22 protein-coding genes are annotated in these 16,819 nt (G+C 62.3%); all 22 read left to right on the plus strand.

What is annotated here, in order from left to right; genetic code table 11:
• Complete coding sequence (locus QCE88_RS08520) at positions 1-186, plus strand: hypothetical protein (protein ID WP_309900919.1); 186 nt, start codon at positions 1-3, stop codon at positions 184-186.
• 1 nt (position 187) lies between these two features.
• Positions 188-1,090 carry a hypothetical protein gene (locus QCE88_RS08525; RefSeq protein WP_309900921.1) on the plus strand — a complete coding sequence of 301 codons (903 nt, stop codon included), beginning with the start codon at positions 188-190 and terminating at the stop codon, positions 1,088-1,090.
• Positions 1,087-2,448 carry a replicative DNA helicase gene (gene dnaB, locus QCE88_RS08530; RefSeq protein WP_309900923.1) on the plus strand — a complete coding sequence of 454 codons (1,362 nt, stop codon included), beginning with the start codon at positions 1,087-1,089 and terminating at the stop codon, positions 2,446-2,448. Before QCE88_RS08525 ends, dnaB begins: the two co-directional genes overlap by 4 nt.
• Positions 2,397-2,741, plus strand: a complete 345-nt coding sequence (locus tag QCE88_RS08535) for a hypothetical protein (RefSeq protein ID WP_309900925.1) — start codon at positions 2,397-2,399, stop codon at positions 2,739-2,741. The genes dnaB and QCE88_RS08535 overlap by 52 nt, the downstream gene beginning before the upstream one ends.
• Positions 2,717-3,292 carry a hypothetical protein gene (locus QCE88_RS08540; RefSeq protein ID WP_309900927.1) on the plus strand — a complete coding sequence of 192 codons (576 nt, stop codon included), beginning with the start codon at positions 2,717-2,719 and terminating at the stop codon, positions 3,290-3,292. Before QCE88_RS08535 ends, QCE88_RS08540 begins: the two co-directional genes overlap by 25 nt.
• 79 nt (positions 3,293-3,371) lie before the next feature.
• Positions 3,372-3,791, plus strand: coding sequence for a recombination protein NinB (locus QCE88_RS08545; protein ID WP_309900929.1), 420 nt, complete (start codon positions 3,372-3,374; stop codon positions 3,789-3,791).
• On the plus strand, positions 3,788-4,066 hold the full coding sequence (locus QCE88_RS08550) for a hypothetical protein (protein WP_309900931.1): 279 nt from the start codon (positions 3,788-3,790) through the stop codon (positions 4,064-4,066). The genes QCE88_RS08545 and QCE88_RS08550 overlap by 4 nt, the downstream gene beginning before the upstream one ends.
• Positions 4,063-4,260, plus strand: a complete 198-nt coding sequence (locus QCE88_RS08555) for a hypothetical protein (protein WP_309900933.1) — start codon at positions 4,063-4,065, stop codon at positions 4,258-4,260. Before QCE88_RS08550 ends, QCE88_RS08555 begins: the two co-directional genes overlap by 4 nt.
• On the plus strand, positions 4,257-4,685 hold the full coding sequence (locus tag QCE88_RS08560) for a hypothetical protein (protein ID WP_309900935.1): 429 nt from the start codon (positions 4,257-4,259) through the stop codon (positions 4,683-4,685). The genes QCE88_RS08555 and QCE88_RS08560 overlap by 4 nt, the downstream gene beginning before the upstream one ends.
• Positions 4,686-5,000: 315 nt before the next feature.
• Positions 5,001-6,392: a hypothetical protein gene (locus tag QCE88_RS08565; RefSeq protein WP_309900937.1), complete on the plus strand. Its 1,392-nt coding sequence runs from the start codon at positions 5,001-5,003 to the stop codon at positions 6,390-6,392.
• Entirely contained in the window at positions 6,392-7,078 is a 687-nt protein-coding gene (locus QCE88_RS08570; RefSeq protein WP_309900939.1) for a hypothetical protein, read from the plus strand. The genes QCE88_RS08565 and QCE88_RS08570 overlap by 1 nt, the downstream gene beginning before the upstream one ends.
• Before the next feature lie 894 nt (positions 7,079-7,972).
• Positions 7,973-8,560, plus strand: coding sequence for a hypothetical protein (locus QCE88_RS08575; RefSeq protein ID WP_309900941.1), 588 nt, complete (start codon positions 7,973-7,975; stop codon positions 8,558-8,560).
• Complete coding sequence (locus tag QCE88_RS08580) at positions 8,529-10,553, plus strand: phage terminase large subunit family protein (protein ID WP_309900943.1); 2,025 nt, start codon at positions 8,529-8,531, stop codon at positions 10,551-10,553. Before QCE88_RS08575 ends, QCE88_RS08580 begins: the two co-directional genes overlap by 32 nt.
• Positions 10,554-10,606: 53 nt before the next feature.
• Positions 10,607-10,840, plus strand: coding sequence for a gpW family head-tail joining protein (gpW, locus tag QCE88_RS08585; protein WP_309900945.1), 234 nt, complete (start codon positions 10,607-10,609; stop codon positions 10,838-10,840).
• Between the two features lie 7 nt (positions 10,841-10,847).
• The gene (locus tag QCE88_RS08590) at positions 10,848-12,512 is read left to right on the plus strand and encodes a phage portal protein (protein WP_309900947.1); all 1,665 of its coding nucleotides are present in this window, start codon (positions 10,848-10,850) and stop codon (positions 12,510-12,512) included.
• Positions 12,509-13,393, plus strand: coding sequence for a S49 family peptidase (locus QCE88_RS08595; RefSeq protein ID WP_409018064.1), 885 nt, complete (start codon positions 12,509-12,511; stop codon positions 13,391-13,393). Before QCE88_RS08590 ends, QCE88_RS08595 begins: the two co-directional genes overlap by 4 nt.
• Before the next feature lie 65 nt (positions 13,394-13,458).
• Positions 13,459-14,052, plus strand: coding sequence for a hypothetical protein (locus QCE88_RS08600; protein ID WP_309900952.1), 594 nt, complete (start codon positions 13,459-13,461; stop codon positions 14,050-14,052).
• 27 nt (positions 14,053-14,079) lie between these two features.
• Complete coding sequence (locus QCE88_RS08605) at positions 14,080-14,493, plus strand: head decoration protein (RefSeq protein ID WP_309900954.1); 414 nt, start codon at positions 14,080-14,082, stop codon at positions 14,491-14,493.
• 76 nt (positions 14,494-14,569) lie between these two features.
• Entirely contained in the window at positions 14,570-15,616 is a 1,047-nt protein-coding gene (locus QCE88_RS08610; RefSeq protein ID WP_309900956.1) for a major capsid protein, read from the plus strand.
• Positions 15,617-15,625: 9 nt separating this feature from the next.
• Positions 15,626-15,865 (plus strand): hypothetical protein, encoded by a 240-nt coding sequence (locus QCE88_RS08615; RefSeq protein WP_309900958.1) that lies wholly within the window; start codon positions 15,626-15,628, stop codon positions 15,863-15,865.
• 3 nt (positions 15,866-15,868) lie between these two features.
• A complete protein-coding gene (locus tag QCE88_RS08620; RefSeq protein ID WP_309900960.1) occupies positions 15,869-16,216 on the plus strand; it encodes a hypothetical protein in 348 nt (115 codons plus the stop codon).
• Entirely contained in the window at positions 16,209-16,814 is a 606-nt protein-coding gene (locus QCE88_RS08625) for a hypothetical protein (protein WP_309900962.1), read from the plus strand. The genes QCE88_RS08620 and QCE88_RS08625 overlap by 8 nt, the downstream gene beginning before the upstream one ends.
• Positions 16,815-16,819 lie beyond the last annotated feature (5 nt).

Consider the following 16,819-nt stretch of genomic DNA (forward strand, 5'->3'; position numbering starts at 1 on the left):
ATGGAACCGTCCAAACTCGACGCGGCACGTCAGGCGCGAATCGACGAACTCTGTCACCTCATGACCATGTGCGATACACGCGACGTCCGCGTGTGCCTGTGCGCCGAGCTGAAGCGTGCGATCAAAGCGCTGAACGATGAGCGTCTCGCGCGCCTGGAAGAAGCCTTCCGGACGGTGGCTCACTGACATGCGCGACTACGCAAAAGTCAGCCCTCAGTTCTGGATCGGCGAGACCGGCAAGAAGCTGCGTAAGGCTGGCGCCGAAGCTCAGGTCGTCGGTCTGTACCTGATGACTTCGCCGCACGCGAACATGCTCGGTCTCTACTACGTCCCGATGCTATACATCGCTCACGAGACAGGCTTGGGCATGGAAGGGGCTTCGAAGGGGCTTCAAAGCTGCATCGAAGCAGGTTTTTGTCAGTACGACGAGGCTTCCGAGATGGTGTGGGTCATGGAAATGGCCACCTACCAGATCGCGACTTCTCTCGTGGTCACGGATAAGCGTTGTACGGGGGTGCAAAACGAGTACGGCGCGCTCCCCGAGAATCCTTATCTGGCGGGCTTCTTCGACAAGTATCGCGCGGCGTTTCATATGACTAAGCGACGCCCGGAAGCCGCTGCAAAGCCAAGCCTCATCGAAGCCCCTTCTAAGCCCCTTGGAAGCCAAGAGCAGGAGCAGGAGCAGGAACAAGATAAAACCTCACCTGACGGTGAGGTAGCAATCGGCGATGCCGATTCCGCTTCCGGCGACAAGTTGCCGAACTGTCCTCAGCAAAAGCTCATCGACCTGTATGCCCATCATCTGCCGACACTGCCGTTCCCCCGCGTCTGGGAAGGCGAGCGACAGAAGTCCATGCGGACCCGCTGGCGCTGGGTGCTGACGGCAACGAAGCGCGACGGCAGCCGCTACGCGACCGACGAGCAGTCGGCTATGGACTTCTTCGACCGATTCTTCCGCTTCGTCGCCGATAGCGACTTCCTGACTGGCCGGAACGGGAAGTGGACGAGCTGCGACCTCGGTTGGCTCATGAAGGCTGAGAACTTCGCGAAGGTCATCCAAGGCAACTACGAGAACAAGGAAGCCGCATGAGCGCCCCCGACATCCAGCGGGCCACTCCGCACAGCATTGAGCACGAGCAAAGCGTCATCGGCGCTCTGCTGCTCGACAACGACGCAATCGACCGCATGGGCGACCTGCGCGCCGAGCACTTTTACCGCAGTGACCACCGCGCCATCTTCGCGCAGATCGTGAAAATGATCGGCTCGGGAGTCGGAGCGGATGCGATCACGGTATACGAGCGGCTGAACGCGGAAGGGCGCGCGGCTGACTTCGGCGGCCTGCGCTACCTGAACGACCTGGCGCAATCGACGCCGAGTTCGGTGAACATCGCGCGCTACGCCGAAATCGTCCGTGACCGGGCGCAGAAGCGCGGGCTACTGTCGGTCGCAGCCGAGATTCAGGATTCCGTCGGCGCGCCGGAGAGCGCCGGCACGCTGATCGACCGCGCGTCGGCGAAGCTTGAGGCGCTGGACGAGGCGACGATCAAACGCGAGCCGAAGCTTGCTGCTCAAGGGCTCATCGACCATATCAGCGCGCTTGAGCGCCGCTCGACCGGCTCGGATCGGGTTATCTCGACGGGACTCAACGACATCGACCGGCAGCTGAACGGCGGCTTGCGTCCCGGCTGGCTAGTGATCCTCGCGGCGCGCCCCGGCATGGGTAAGACGGCGCTGGCGCTGAACATCGCCACGCATGTGTCCATCGACCATAGCGCGCTGTTCCTGTCGATGGAAATGCCCGAATCCGAGATTCACGACCGGAACATCGCGTCGCTCGGCCGCGTGCCCCTCGATACGGTCATGCGGGCGCCGGAAGACGACAACGAGTTCTGGAACCGCGTCACGGCCGCCACGATGAAGATCAAGGATCTGAATCTCTACATCGACGACCAGGCGGCGCTCCGCATGCTCGACGTGCGCTCGAAAGCGCGTCTCGTGAAGCGCAAGGCGGGGCTCGACGTGATCATCGTCGACTACCTGCAACTGATGACCGGCGACGGCGCGAACCGCAATGCCGAGATCGAGGGTATCTCGCGCGGCCTGAAGGCGCTGGCGAAAGAACTGAACGTCGCGATCATCGCGCTTGCGCAGCTCAACCGGAAGGCAGAAGAGCGGCCCGGCCTGCCGAAGCTGTCAGACCTTCGCGATTCTGGGTCGATCGAGCAGGACGCAGATGCGGTGATCTTTATCCACCGCGAGGAAGCGAATCCTGACGCGGGAGAACAGTGGCTAGGGTTCGCGCAGCTTCGATTCGCCAAGTTTCGTCACGGTCGGACGGGGGATGTGGCGCTCACATATTGCGGCGAATTCATGCGCTTCGAGAATCATGCGGGCCCATGGCCGACAGCGAATGCGACGAAGCCTTCGCGCTCAAGGGGGTTCGAATGAGGCGAGCCGCAAAGATTGACGCCAATCAGCCCGAGATTGTCTCGGCGCTTCGAAAAATCGGAGCACGGGTGGTCCCGACGCACACGGTCGGACAGGGATTCCCCGACCTGATCGTTTCGACGCCCGACGGTTCGCGCACGGTCCTCATGGAACTGAAAGACCCGAAGCAGCCGCCGAGCGCGCGAAAGCTGACGCCGGCGCAAGAAGAGTTTCACGCTGCATGGACGGGCGAGATTTACGTGGTCGAGACGCCGGAACAGGCGATCGAGTGTTTGACGAGGAGGGCCGAGTGATGGGCGCGCGGTGGAGTGAAGAAGAGAAGCAGGTGCTTCGCGAGATCTGGGCATCGCCGATTCCGGTGAAGCTTCAGACGCACAAGCTGCCGATGCGAAATATCGACAGCATCAAGCAGATGGGGTCGAAGCTTGGTCTCAACGGAAAGAATAGAGCGTTCTCGCCGCTGCTCGAAAAGATCCGCGAACTCATGGCCGACCGCCAGCCGAGAACATCGCTCGAAGTCGCCATGCGGGTCGGAGGAAGCATCAGCCAGGTGCGCGATCTGATGGACGGCGAGTGTTCGGGCAACCGTTTCCACATCGAGCGCTGGCAGCAGACGGGCAGCAATGGTCGGTGGCAGAAGGTATTCAAGATGGGGCGCGGGAAGAATGCCGAGAAGCCGGCGCCCATGACCAACATGCAGCGCTCACGCCTTTTCCGGTCGCGCGTCGATCAGGACGAATACCTGTTCAAGCGCAAGAGGTACGCGCTGAACCGGGCAATCAAGACAGGCCGTGTCGTTCGCCGTGATCCCTTCACGGCAGCATTCTTTGGAGAAGCACGATGATCCCCTCCAACTTTGACCCTTACTTCGCCGTGATGGGTGTGAAGCGGCGCGACTGGACTCAGCCGGTGAGGACGCCGCAATGAGCACGACGGTCCTGTACCGGGAGTTCCTGATGCGTTCGCCCGCCGTCGGGGCCGCTCTGGTCGCGTTCCTGAAGGCTAACGCCGCAGCGTATGCCGAGCGCGGCGAGCCGCTGCGCGTCATCGTCACGGCCGAAGAGAAGCAGCGGAACGCCTCGCAGAATCGGTTTTATTGGGGCGGCGTTCTGAAGCAGATCGCCGAGCAGGCATGGGTCGACGGTCGGCAGTTCGATAAGGACGCATGGCACGAGTTTTTCGCGAGGAAGTACGGCGTGCTCGACGATCTGGTGCTTCCTGACGGCGAGATCGTGACGCGGCGCAAGTCGACGACGCAGATGACGGTCGGTGAGTTCTCCGAGTTCATCCAGCAGGTGCAGGCGTACGGGGCCGGCGAGCTGGGCGTGGAGTTCACCGCATGAGCCGCGCATCCGAAGAACGCCACATCGGCCGCGTCAAGGAACTTGACTGCGCTGTCTGCGGTGCGGCCGGCCCGAGCGACGCGCATCACATCCTCGAAGGGCGCACGCCGGGCAGGAAGAGTCCGAATTTCTGCGTGATCCCGCTGTGCAAAGACTGCCATCAGGGCAGTTTCAACGGCATTCACGGCCAGCGGCGCATGTGGGAAGTGCTGAAAGTGAGCGAGCTCGAATGCCTGGCGGCGACGATCGAACGTCTATATGGGAGCAAGCGATGAGGCGCTTCGAGTACCAAGACCCGGCGATCGTGCTTGAGCAAAAGCAGGCGGGAACGTGTCTCGGATGCGTGATGCTCGTGAAATCCCGATGGGGCGGCACGACAAAGTACGTATGCAGCAAGGGGTTGCAGAAGGCCGCGCTCGAATGGGTCGAGATGCGCAGGTGCAAAAAATATGAGGCCGACAGCGAATGAACTTTGAAACCTTCGAACAGCGGCTGGACAACTGGGGGCGCACCGTGCGCCTGCCGAAGTTTCAAGAGGGCGTCTGCGCTCAGTGGGCTCGGCTATACGTGGCACTGCGCGACTCGACAGAAACACACGTTGTCATCAAGCCGGAGGAGCGGGACGGCTGGCTGGTCGAAGCAGCGTGGGCGGCAATGCCGAACTACGTTCATAAATGGGTTCTCAAGTACACGTACGTGTGGAGGATGTCACCCGACCAGGTGCAGACGCGGCTGCGCAAGCATCACGGCGCTGTGTTGAGGGGCCGAAACTTCGACCTGATTCTGGCGGAATCGGAGAGGTCATTGCATCAAAGTCTCTCGCGCATCAAGGCGTCGGATTTCATGAAAATTCTTCGTACAGATAGTTGTAAACAGGTGCAAACCTCAATATAATCGCGAGCAGATGACTAAATCCGCCTTTGCGCGTGAGCGATGCTTCCCACATGGGAGGCGAAGCCGTCTCTGAAGCCCGCCACTGAGCGGGCTTTTGCATTTAGCGCGCGCTTTCACGCATGGCGATTCACTCCCGTCACAGACGAGCATGGCCTCAATGATCCGCGTAAGACTGGGCCGGCTCGACCGGACAGCGGCGCAGTAAAACGGGCGGAAGTCTCCCTGATAGTGAGTCGCCAGCCGTGAAAGTGAAGGGTTGCGACTACGCGGCCGCTTTCGTTACGTATTCGCGCTGTGTCTCCTCAGGGGCAGCAATTGCCCGTTCGACGCCTCGACATGTTGTCGGGGCGTTCTCTTTTTGGAGCTGCAAGAATGAGCACTCTCTATTTCAATCCGCTGACGAAGGTGATCTTCGGCAGCGACGACGCACAGGATGCGTCGCACGTGATCACGGCAGATGAGGTCGATACCCTCGTCGCCGGTGGCGCGACTCTCGACCCGAGCGCGAATTCCCTGGTGGGAAACGCTGCTGGTGGTGCCTCGTCGGACGCGCAGGCGAGCGACAGCTCTGCAGCCGTTGCGCCGGATACGGCCGCCGTGGCTGACTCGGGAAACGCTGCAGCCGCTGCCGACGCTGGCGTCCAAGCGGCTGGCGATGCTCCTGCCGTTGGCGCTGATGTGGGAAACGGTGTCCCGGATGCCGTGGCCCCGGATGCGTCTGCGACTACCTCGGATACGGCCGTTGACGCGGGAAACGCGGAATCGACCGTAGCAGAAAGTGCGGCGGTCGGACAAGGCGATGGTTCAGATACGACATCTGCCGCGCCTGCGGCTTCGGAATCGCAACCCGCTGACGCGGGAAACGCGGATGCGGCTGTCGCTGGCTCGCTCAATGTGACAGCCGCGCCGGATGTGAGCTCCGAATCGAGCGCAGATACGCAACCGGAAGCCGCGCCGAGTTCTATCGATCCGTCTACGGTATCGACGGCTGACCCGGCTGTCGTCCCAAACGTGGGTGCCGACACTGCTCCGGCAGCGGATACTTCGGCAGCCGTTACCGACTCTGCGGCATCGACATCTGCCGATGTCCCGCCGGCCGTCGATTCGCCGAGCACCTCCGCCGATGCAACGACTTCGGACGTGTCGTCGGATGTGACCTCCACTGACGTTTCGAACGACCCGACCACGCCTGCGACCGTCATCCCGACGACCGATACGCCGGTGTCGAGCGTCTCGGACGTTCCGGGCGATGGCACGGCCGCGTCGGGTGACGCGGGAAACACTGCCGTTACGCCGACGAGCTCCGACGCGCAACCCGTCGACGCACCGGCGCCGGTGGTGACGAACGCTCAAGCCGATCCCGGCGGCGCTGGCTCGGCTGATCTGAACCCGACGCCGGTCGCACCGAACGTCGACGCTCAGGCTTCGCAGACTGGTGTATCGGCAGACACGGTGCCTGTCGCCACGGCTGCTGATGCCGACGGCGGCGCAGGCAGCGCAGTCAACCCGATCCCGGTCGCACCGGCTGTGACGCCCGCCGCTTCGGATGACGAAGACGCGGAAGACGAGCATCCGCTCCTGATCCTCGCTGAAATCGAAGCTCTGGTGCTGATGATCGGCAATTCGGCCATGCACGAGTTTCACCGCCTGGTGAAGCGCATCGCGGATCTGAAGAACCATCCGCAGGTCAAGCAAGGCGCCGAGTAATGGCCGCGCCGGTTCGCATCAGCGTTCAGGCGGATCTCGCCGCGCTGACGCGCCGGCTCAACGACTTCGAGCGAAAGCAACTGCCGTTCGCGTCTGCCCAGGCGCTGACGGCGGTCGCCAAGCGCGTTCAAGCGGCAGAAAAAGCAGCGCTCCCGCAGGTGTTCGATCGGCCGACCCCGTTCACGGTCAACTCGATCGGCATCAAGGCAGCGCGAAAGAACACGCAGGAAGCGCTGGTGTTCGTGAAGGACATCGCCGCTTCATACCTTGAGCCGTACGAATTCGGCGGCACGCACAAGCTGATCGGGTCGGGCAAGACGTGGCTCAACCCGAAGGACATGGCGCTGCTCAACCAGTACGGCAACTTCAACCGCGCTGTATTGAAGCGGCTCGAAGGACGAAGCGACATCTTCGTCGGGTCGATCAAGACGAAGAGCGGCGAGTCGATCGGCGGTGTCTGGCAGCGGCCGGTCGATGTGAAAGCCGTGAAGCGCAGCGGTAAGCGTGGCGTCGGCATGCGCGGCGTCAACAAGTCGGGGCATCTCAAGCTGCTGATCCGCTTCGGTGACGCGCAGCCAGTCAGGCAACACCTCGACTTCGGAAAGCGTGGGCGCGAAGTGGTCGCGGCAACGTATCGCGCTGAGTTCGCTGCGGCATTCGCGAAGGCATTGGCGACGGCTAAGTAATTCAATCCTTTCTGGCGTTATGGCAATCGAACCGCTCGAACACATCATGTGTAATCGATGCGGGAGCCATAAGTCCGTCCATGACTTCTACATGGACAAGAGGAGAGGGACGCGTCGTCCGGCGTGCAAGGCATGTTGGCTTGCTAATCCGGCAACGAAAGGCGGTCGAAAGACGCCCGAACAGCGTGCAGAGTATCGGCGGCGGAAAGGTGAGACGCAGGCAGAGTACGTTCCTCGCAAGGTAGCGAGCGAGATCGCAGCCCTGAGACGCATTGCGAAAGCGAACGCTGCAGCTTGGGAGATTGTTTCTCGCGCTGGGCGCGCCTTGCTGCATGACTCGCATGTGCGCGTCTATCGCAGCAGTGCTGTGAAGTACAGGCGTCGGTATCACGGCGATCCGCGTTTCGCTATCAAAGAGCGACTGCGCCGCCAGTTGAAGAAGAAGGCGCGGTTATTCCCTAGATTGGATGATCTTCTCCGCGCTGCGATAAACCGCAGAGGGACTAGCAACGTAGTCGAGCGTGTGTGTGGATACACCGCCGAGGAAGCTGCGACTCATTTGGAGCGACTGTTCGTTGACGGGATGAGTTGGCGTCTCTTTGCGAAGGGTGCGATTCACATCGATCACATCCGACCGCAGTCCTCGTTCAATCTGATGGACGAAGGAGAGGTAAGGGCGTGCTGGGCTTTGAGCAACTTGCAGCCGCTCTGGGCGGTAGACAACATCAAGAAGGGCGCGAAATGGGCTGGCGGAGAGGGTATTCCTGGCCGACTCTCGGATGGTGATGGGTAAATGTTGCCGGGTCCTCCGAGCGCCCTCTTTTCAACACGGGCACTGCGCGCGCGCGACCTTTTTCTAGCCACAAAATTTTTGAATTCAGGTAACAGCGCGGCATGAACCAGAGCGACTTCGCGACTCTCCACGGCGTCAGCAGGAAAACCGTGACGAAGTGGAAGGAGCGCGGCTGGATTGTGTTCGCGGGCAATGAGGTTGATGTCGAAGCGTCGAATGCGCTGCTGAAAAAATATCGGCGCGACGGACTGCCGGCTGCGGCCGATCCTGTTACCCCGATGGAAAAAGGTAACAAGCGCAAAACTGTTACCGAAGCGGCCAGTGAGGTAACGCTCGGCGCGGATGAAAGCGCGGCCGAGGTCGCCGACAAGATTCTGACGGGCGCCGTCGATCTGCTCAGCTTCGATGAAGCGCGGCGCTTCAAGGAAAACTACATCGGGCTGAAGGCTCAGCTCGAATATGACCGCGACTCGGGGCTAGTCGTCGACGTGGCAGAGGTCGCGAAGGCTGTCGGCAGCGAGTACGCCAAGGTCAGAACACGCCTCTTGTCGATCCCGGCAGAGCAGGCGCCGCGGCTCCATCGATGCAAGACGCCTTCCGAAGTGCAGGACATCTTGCAGGAGGTCATAACGGAAGCACTCGAAGAACTCACACGCGATGGAGCAGGAAACCCCAAACAGGCGGTATGAGCGCGGCTTTGTTGCGCTGCACACGGCGCTCGTGGCGGCATTGCGTCAGAACCTGACGCCGCCGCCGAAGCTGTCGCTGAGCGAGTGGGCCGAGCGTTATGCCGTGCTTTCGCGTGAAACGAGTGCTCAGACCGGCCGCTTTCGGGCGTTCGGGTATCAGAGGGGCATGCTGGATGCAGTAACCGACCCGACTGTCGAGACGCTCAGCGTCATGAAGTCGGCGCGTGTCGGCTATACCAAGCTGATGGACCACGCGGTCGGGTTCTTCATCCACCAGGATCCTTCGCCAGTCCTCGTCGTGCAGCCGCGCGTCGAGGATGCGGAGAGCTATTCAAAGACAGAAATCGCGCCGATGCTGCGCGACACGCCGGTTCTGGCCGCTATTGCTGGCGATCAGAAGGCGAAGAACAGCGATCAGACGATCCTGGCGAAAGTGTTCCGCAACGGGTCGAGCCTGACGCTTGTCGGCGCGAACAGCCCTGCGGGCTTCCGGCGGATCACCTCGCGCGTGGTCATGTTCGACGAGGTCGACGCCTATCCGGTCGACGGCGCCGGCAATGAAGGCGACCAGATCGCGCTCGGCACGAAGCGGTCGGAGACGTTCTGGAACCGGAAGATCGTGCTGGGCTCGACGCCGACGGTGAAGGGTTACAGCCGGATCGAAAAAAGCTTCCTGCAGAGCGACCAGCGCTATTACTACGTGCCCTGTCCGCACTGCGGTGAGTATCAGGTGCTCGAATGGGGCGGTCCCGAAACCCCTCACGGGATGAAGTGGGATAAGGACGAGAACGGCGAAGGGATACCGGGCAGCGTCTATTACGTGTGCCGGCATAACGGCTGCGTCATCAACGAGGTCGACAAGCCGGATATGGTCGCGCGCGGCGAGTGGCGCGCGTCGAAGCCGTTCAAGGGTCATGCGGGCTTCCATATATGGGCGGGGTACAGCCTCTTCCCGAATGCCTGCTGGGCGAATCTCGTCACCGAATGGCTTCGAGTGAAGGATGACCCGCTCGCGCGGCAGACCTTCATCAATCTGGTGCTCGGCGAGCCGTACGAAGACCGCGGCGACCGCGCGCTGAGCGAGGTTCGTCTCGCGGCGCGCACGGAAGTCTGGGATGCGGAAGTGCCTGACGGCGTCGGCCTGCTCACGGTGGGCGGCGACGTGCAGGACGACCGCGTCGAACTCGAGACGATCGGCTGGGGCCGCAACGAGGAAAGCTGGTCGATCGACCATGCGGTCATCGAGGGTGATCCGGAAAGCGCTGAACTCTGGGCGCGCGTCGACGCATACCTCAAACGGGTGTGGCGCCGGGCGGATGGCCGCGGATTCTCAGTAACGGCGGCCTGTATCGACTCTGGCGGCCACCATACGCAGAAGGTGTACGAGTTCGCGAAGGCGCGGCTCGGGCGCCGCATTTGGGCAGTGAAGGGCGAATCGGCGCGCGGCGGCGCGCGCTCGCCGGTGTGGCCGACGAAGCGACCGTCTTCGAAGACGAAAGCGACGTTCCGGCCAATCATCATCGGCGTGAATGCCGCGAAAGACGTGATCCGCGACCGCTTGCGGCGCGACCCGGAAGACAGCGACGGCCAACTGATTTATCCGGCTGGTTACATGCACTTCCCCAGCGATCGAGACATCGGCTACTTTGCGCAGCTCATCGCCGAGCGATCGGTGACGAAGTTCGCGAACGGCGTGAAGTTCCGTGTGTGGGAACTTCCGCCGGGCCGCGCGAACGAGGCGCTCGACATTCGGGTGTACGGGTACGCGGCGCTGTGCGGCCTGATCCACATGGGCCTGAAGCTGAACCGCCGCGTCGAAGCCGTGCAGGAAGACCCGAGCGATCTCGTTCCCCCTGCCCCGGAAGAGAAGGAGGCGGTCGAGCTCGACGTGCTGACTGGAGCGGCTGGAGCGCGCCCCACGCGCCCCGACGGCCCGATCATCAGGCAGGCAACGCCCGAGAAGAAATCTCGTTTTCGGCGTATCGCCGGCTGAACAGGAGAATCATTTTGCGATGTTTTGACCCGAGCACGAGTCTGCTGGCGGGAATGGATCCGGTCGCGCTGCGCGCGTCGCTCCTGGCCGCGCAGCAGACATACCTCGCGCTGACGTCTGGCGGTCAGATCGAGTCCGCTTCATACACGCAAGGCGACGGCACGCGATCCGTGACCTACACGCGCGCGAACCTCGCGCAGCTTGTCGCGGTGATCCAGCAGCTACAGGCGCAGCTCGGCATCGTGGTCGCACCGCGCAGGGCAAACCGAATCACCTTCACCCGGTAAAAAAAGCATGGAATCGACCGTACAGCTACTTGGTCCGGACGGGAAGCCGTTGCCGGAGCGCAAGGGCCGTGCGCTCGCGCTGAATGGCAGTTACACAGGGTATGGTGGCACCAGCGCATTCGATGCGGCGGACATGTCCGGCCAGCATATGCGGGACTGGAATCCGGTCCTGTGGTCGCCGGATGGTGAGCTCAACCCGTTCCGTGACCGCATCGTTTCGCGCGTGCGCGATCTGGTTCGAAATGACGGATGGGCGAGCGCGGCAGTTACGCGCACGCTCGACAACGTCATCGGTGCCGACTTCCGGCCGATCTCGAAGCCGGACTATCGCGCGCTCGCCGCGCAGACCGGAATCAAAGCATTCGATCACAAGTGGGCTGACGAATTCGGCCGCGCGCTTGAGGCTGGATGGCGCACCTGGGCGGAAGACCCGGCGCATTTTTGCGACGCGCAGCGCAAGCTGACCGTGCCGCAAATGATGCGCCTGGCATTCCGTCACAAGATCGTCGACGGCGACGCACTCGCGATCCTGCAATGGATGCCCGAACGCCTGCCCCGCGGCGCGCATTTCTCGACAGTGCTGCAACTGATCGATCCCGACCGGCTGTCGAACCCGCAGCAGAATTTCGACAACCTGACGATGCGTGGCGGCGTCGAAGTCGATGAATACGGCGCTCCGGTCGCCTATCACATTCGGAAGGCGCATCAGGGCGACTGGTTCAGCGGCAACAAGCAGGTGTCGTGGGAGCGTATTGCGGCCGAAACCGAATGGGGTCGTCCGGTCGTCGTGCATGACTACGACTTCGATCGCGCAAGCCAGCACCGCGGCGGCGCGGGCATCCTGACGCCGGTGCTCCAGCGTTTGAAGATGCTGATCAAGTACGACGGCACCGAGCTCGACGCGGCGATCATCAACGCTATCTTCGGCGCGTACGTGACGAGCCCGTTCGACAAGCAACTCGTGACCGAGGCGCTCGGCGACGGCGAAGACGTCGATGCTAAAACCGTCAATGGGTATCAAGACGCCCGCATCGACTTTCACGACAACACAGATTTGCGTCTCGGCGGCGCGCGGCTGCCGATCCTGTTCCCTGGGGAGCAGATCAACACGGTTTCAGCGTCGCGCCCGGCCGGCAACTTCGCCGAGTTCGAGAATGCGATGCTGCGCAACGTCGCGGCCGGTACGGGCATGTCTGCTCAGCAGATCACCCAGAACTGGGCGGACGTCAATTACAGCTCCTACCGGGCGGCGGCGCTCGAGGCGTGGAAGACGTTCGACCGGCGCCGCAGCGACTTCGGACGCGGATTCGGTCAGCCGATTCTGTGCGCGATCGCGGAAGAGGCAATGGATCTCGGCGAGCTTCCGCTGCCGGCCGGCGCCCCGGAATTCATGCGGGCGCGCGCGGCATACACGCGGGCGTGGTGGATTGGTCCGGGCCGCGGCTATGTCGATCCGCTGAAGGAGCGCCAAGGCGCGGCGCTGGGCATCGAATCAGGTCTTTCGACGCTCGAAGACGAGTCGGCGCAGCTTTCCGGAAACGACTGGCGCGACAACATCGACCAGCGCGCCATCGAGATCGCATATTTCAAAGATCGCGGCATCCCCCTTCCTTCGACGCTTCAGGCTGAAGCAACGGCGGAAGAGGTTACAAAGGAACCGGCAGCGCAATGAACAACCTACTCCCGCGGCTCGCGACGAGGCTATTCAATACGCCCGTCGCGATTCATCCGCGAAAGGCTGAGATCGTCGTCGCGGCGCTCGCGGATCGTCTGGGCATCGGCAGCATGGTGCATCTCGACGGCTCCTCGGTCGCGCCGATGGCGATGGACGACAACGCATACGGATTCGCCGAGCCGGGAAACAACCCGCGCGGCGGGTATGACAACGTCGGTGGCGTGGCGGTCATCGAGGTGCAGGGCACGCTGGTGCAGAAACTCGGCTCGCTCACACCGTACAGCGGCATGACAGGCTATGACGGCCTGCGGCAGAACCTGCTGATGGCCCTGGATGATCCGGACGTCGATGCGATCGCCTTCGACATCGACTCCCCCGGCGGCGAGGTAGCGGGTTGCTTTGACCTAGTCGACCTGATTCACAGCGCGCGCGGCGTCAAGCCTATGTGGTCGGTGCTGAACGAGTCGGCCTACAGCGCGGCTTACGCGCTGGCGAGCGCCGCAGACCGGATCATCGTGCCGCGCACGGGCGGCGTCGGCAGCATCGGAGTCATCTGCGCGCACGTCGACCTGTCCGAAGCGCTCACGAAGGCCGGCGCGAAGGTGACATTCATCACCTACGGCGATTACAAGGCCGACGGGCATTCGGAAATCCCGCTCTCTGACGACGCGCACGCGCGTTTTCAAGCGGACATCAACACAATGGGCGAGCTGTTCGTCGAGACAGTCGCTCGCAATCGGAATATCTCTGCCGCCACGGTGCGAGGTACGAAGGCCGGGACGTTCATGGGCGCGGCAGGTGTCGCGCTCGGACTCGCGGATGAAGTGGCGGCGCCTGATGCCGCGTTTCGAGCCCTGATCAAGTCGATCCGGTCTTAATTTCACACAAGGGAAGCTAAACAATGAAGCTCTCGAAGATCGCGAGCGCGATGCCGTTCGCCCATTTGCTCGGGCTGCCGAGCACCGCTGCAGTCGCGCCGAGCGCGGCGGCCCGCGCGGAAGAAGACGAGGATCGCAAGAAGCGCGATGACGAGTCGGACGACGAGTACGCGAAGCGCATGGAAGAGAAGGACAAGGACGAAGAAGCGAAAAAGGCTGAGCAGGAAGAGAAGGACAAGGCCAGCCGCGCGGACGACGACTCCGACGATGCCGACGCTGAAGCGGACGAGAAAGACGACAAGGAAGAAGGCAAGCGCGCCGGCCGCGCTAAGGGCGCACGTCAACGCGAGCGCGCGCGGTGCGCGGCGATCGTGGCCGAAGGCTTCAAGATCGGTCGCGTGAAGCAAGCTTGCGTCTTCGCATTCGACACGAAGATGTCGGTCGCCGAGGCGATCAGTGCATTGTCGATCGATGCTGATGAGCGCCCCTCTTCCGCAGCAGTGCAGGAAGCGCCTGCCGCGTCGCGCCGTGCCTCGCTGTACGAAAACATGGCGAATGCTCGTCCGGCTAATCCCGGCAATTCCGCTCCTGCAGCCGCGGAACCCGATGCGGCTGACCTCATCCTCGCGGCGAGCAAGAGCCGCCGCGGCGAAAAATAACCCTTCCCCAAACCTGGAGAAATTCAGATGGCTTTGACTCCTACCACGGTCGGGGAAAATCCCCAAGTCCCGTCGGCATCCGCACAGACCTTCGTTCCCGATCAACTGATCGCCGGTCCGAAGCAACTCGTCACCCGCAACGTCACGATCACCGGCGGCCCGTATGTGCGCGGCACGGTGCTCGGCAAGATCACGGCGAGCGGCAAGTTCACGGTCGCGCTTTCGGCCTCGTCCGACGGCAGCCAGTCGCCGACGGCGATCCTCGCTGATTACGCGGATGGCAGCGGCGGCGACGTCGTTGCAGGCGTGTATCTCGAAGGCGAATTCAACGTCAACGCGGTGACGCTCGGCACGGGTATCACCGCAACGGCCGCGCAGGATGCGCTTCGCCCGCTCGGCATTCATCTCAAGTCCTCGGTCACGGCTGCGGACCCGAGCTAAACCTCAACTGAACTGATGTAAAGAGCCCCGCTGATGCGGGGCTTTTCATTTGGGCCACACACTCGGAGAGAGAGCAATGCCCGGAAATCTGAATTACGACACGATCGCCCTGATCAAGGTCGTTCGCAATCTGAAAACAGCACAAAGCTGGATGTTGGACCGGTTCTTCCCGAACATGATCATGTCCGACACGGAGTTCGTCGCAATCGACGTCGACGTCGGCAAGCGCCGGATGTCGCCGTTCTGCTCGCCGCTGGTCGAAGGCAAGCTCGTCGAGAGCCGCCGCTACCAGGCGAACACGTTCAAGCCGCCCTACATCAAGGACAAGCGCGCTCCCGACCTGCGCAAGCCGGTTCGCCGCATGATCGGCGAACGCATCGGCGGCGACATGGCGCCGGAAGAGCGTGAAGCGCAAAACATCGCGTTCGAGATCGAAGATCAGATCGACATGCTGACGCGCCGTCTCGAATGGATGGCCGCGCAGGTGCTCGTCACCGGCACGCTGACCGTTTCGGGCGAAGGCTTCCCGACGACCGTGATCGACTTCGGCCGCGACGGCTCGCTGACGATCGCCCTCACCGGTGGCGCGCAGTGGACCGCGGCGAACATCACCGCAGGCACGGCGAATCCGACCGCGAACATCGAAGCGTGGCAGACGCAAGTATTGAAGTCGTCGGGCGCAGGCGTCACGGACATCATCTTCACGCCGAAGGCATGGAACGGTTTCAAGCTGGATCCGCTGCTCAAGGGCGCGATCTATTACCCGTCGCTCGGACAGAACGGCAACGTCGTGAACATCGGCCCGCAGATTCAGCGAGGCGCTGTGTCCAAGGGCGTGTGGGGGCAGTACAACCTCTGGCTGTACAACGACTGGTATGTCGACGAGAACAACGTCGAGCAGCCGATGCTGCCGGATGGCTCGCTGATCATGACCGGTCCGGACCTCGATGGGACGCGTGCTTTCGGCATGATCATCGATCCGCAATTCAACTACGCTTCGCTGCCGTTCGCACCGAAGACGTGGACGATTGAAGACCCGGCGCAGCGCTTCATGATGATGCAATCGGCCCCGATCATCATCCCGAGCCGCGTGAACGCGTCGCTCGCAGCGACCGTCGCGTAAAGGGTGACTATGGCTACCAACGAAAAGATGGTCGACGCCGTCGTCGCTCGCAATCGCACGCTGCACGATCAGGTCAAGCCGAACGAAGAGCCGGTCATTAAGACGTCCGGGCAGACGGTTCGTCTCCCTGAGTCTGAGGTTGTGCGGCTGCGCAAGCTCGGCTTCCTGGTCCCCGAGAAGGTCGAGGAAGTCAGGCTTGAAGGTGCGCAGATCACCGGCGGCCAGGTCTCGATCAGCGAATCGGAGTGAAGCATGGACTGGGATGACATTGTCGACGCGAAGATTCTCGGGCCGCTGATGGCGAAGTTCGGCACGGCGATCACGTATATGCCGGGCGTCGGCGGGTCATTCCAGATCATCGGTGCTTACGACAAGGCGTTTTTCGGCGTCGATCCTGTCACTGGCTCGACGGTCGTCACGTATCAGCCGACGGTCGGCATTCAGGAGTCTCAGTTCCGGATGGCCGGCATCGAGCCGCAGCAATACGACATGCTCGTGATCAACAAAACCGGCGAGCAGTGGCAGGTGTGCGAGGTTCATCTCGACGGCCACGGCGGCGGCCGGCTGATGCTCAACGTTCCGGGACAAACCGATGCCTGATCAAACTGGCCGCGCTGGGCTTCGCGCTGTGCTGCTGTCGATCTTGCAGACGATCCCAGGAGTCACGGTGTATTCGCCGGGCGACTGGAGCGTGCCGGCGCCGAAGTTGCCGGCGATCAAGCTGCGGCAGGCGAAGGAGCGCAAGGAGTCGAACGGTCGCAACGGGCAGACGTCTTTCACGACGATCGCCGCGTTCGAGATCAAAGCCGAACTCCAGGCGAATTCCGGTCCGGCTGCGTTGCTTGCGGTCGAGACGATCGGCGCCCAGATCGAGGCGGCGATTTTCAAAAGCATTCCGCTTCGGCGGATTGTTCAGAAATTCGCGTTCTGCGACACCGAAACCGATGTAACCGCCGAGGGAGCGCCGCACGTGGCCGGGCTCTCGATCCTTCTGGGAATCGAGATCATGGAAACGTTCGTTCCCGACATCGACACGCAATTGCTGCAGATGGACCTGACTGCAGATCTGACCAACGTCGCCGACCTGAATGGCACGTATCCGAATCCGCCATTTCCCGATGCTGTTACGCCGGCCCCGCGCACGCAGGGTCCCGACGGCCGCGCGGAAGGCGCTGTAACCGTTCAATTTCCTCAATAGGAGCG

Source organism: Caballeronia sp. LZ035 (assembly GCF_031451175.1).
Lineage (GTDB): Bacteria > Pseudomonadota > Gammaproteobacteria > Burkholderiales > Burkholderiaceae > Caballeronia.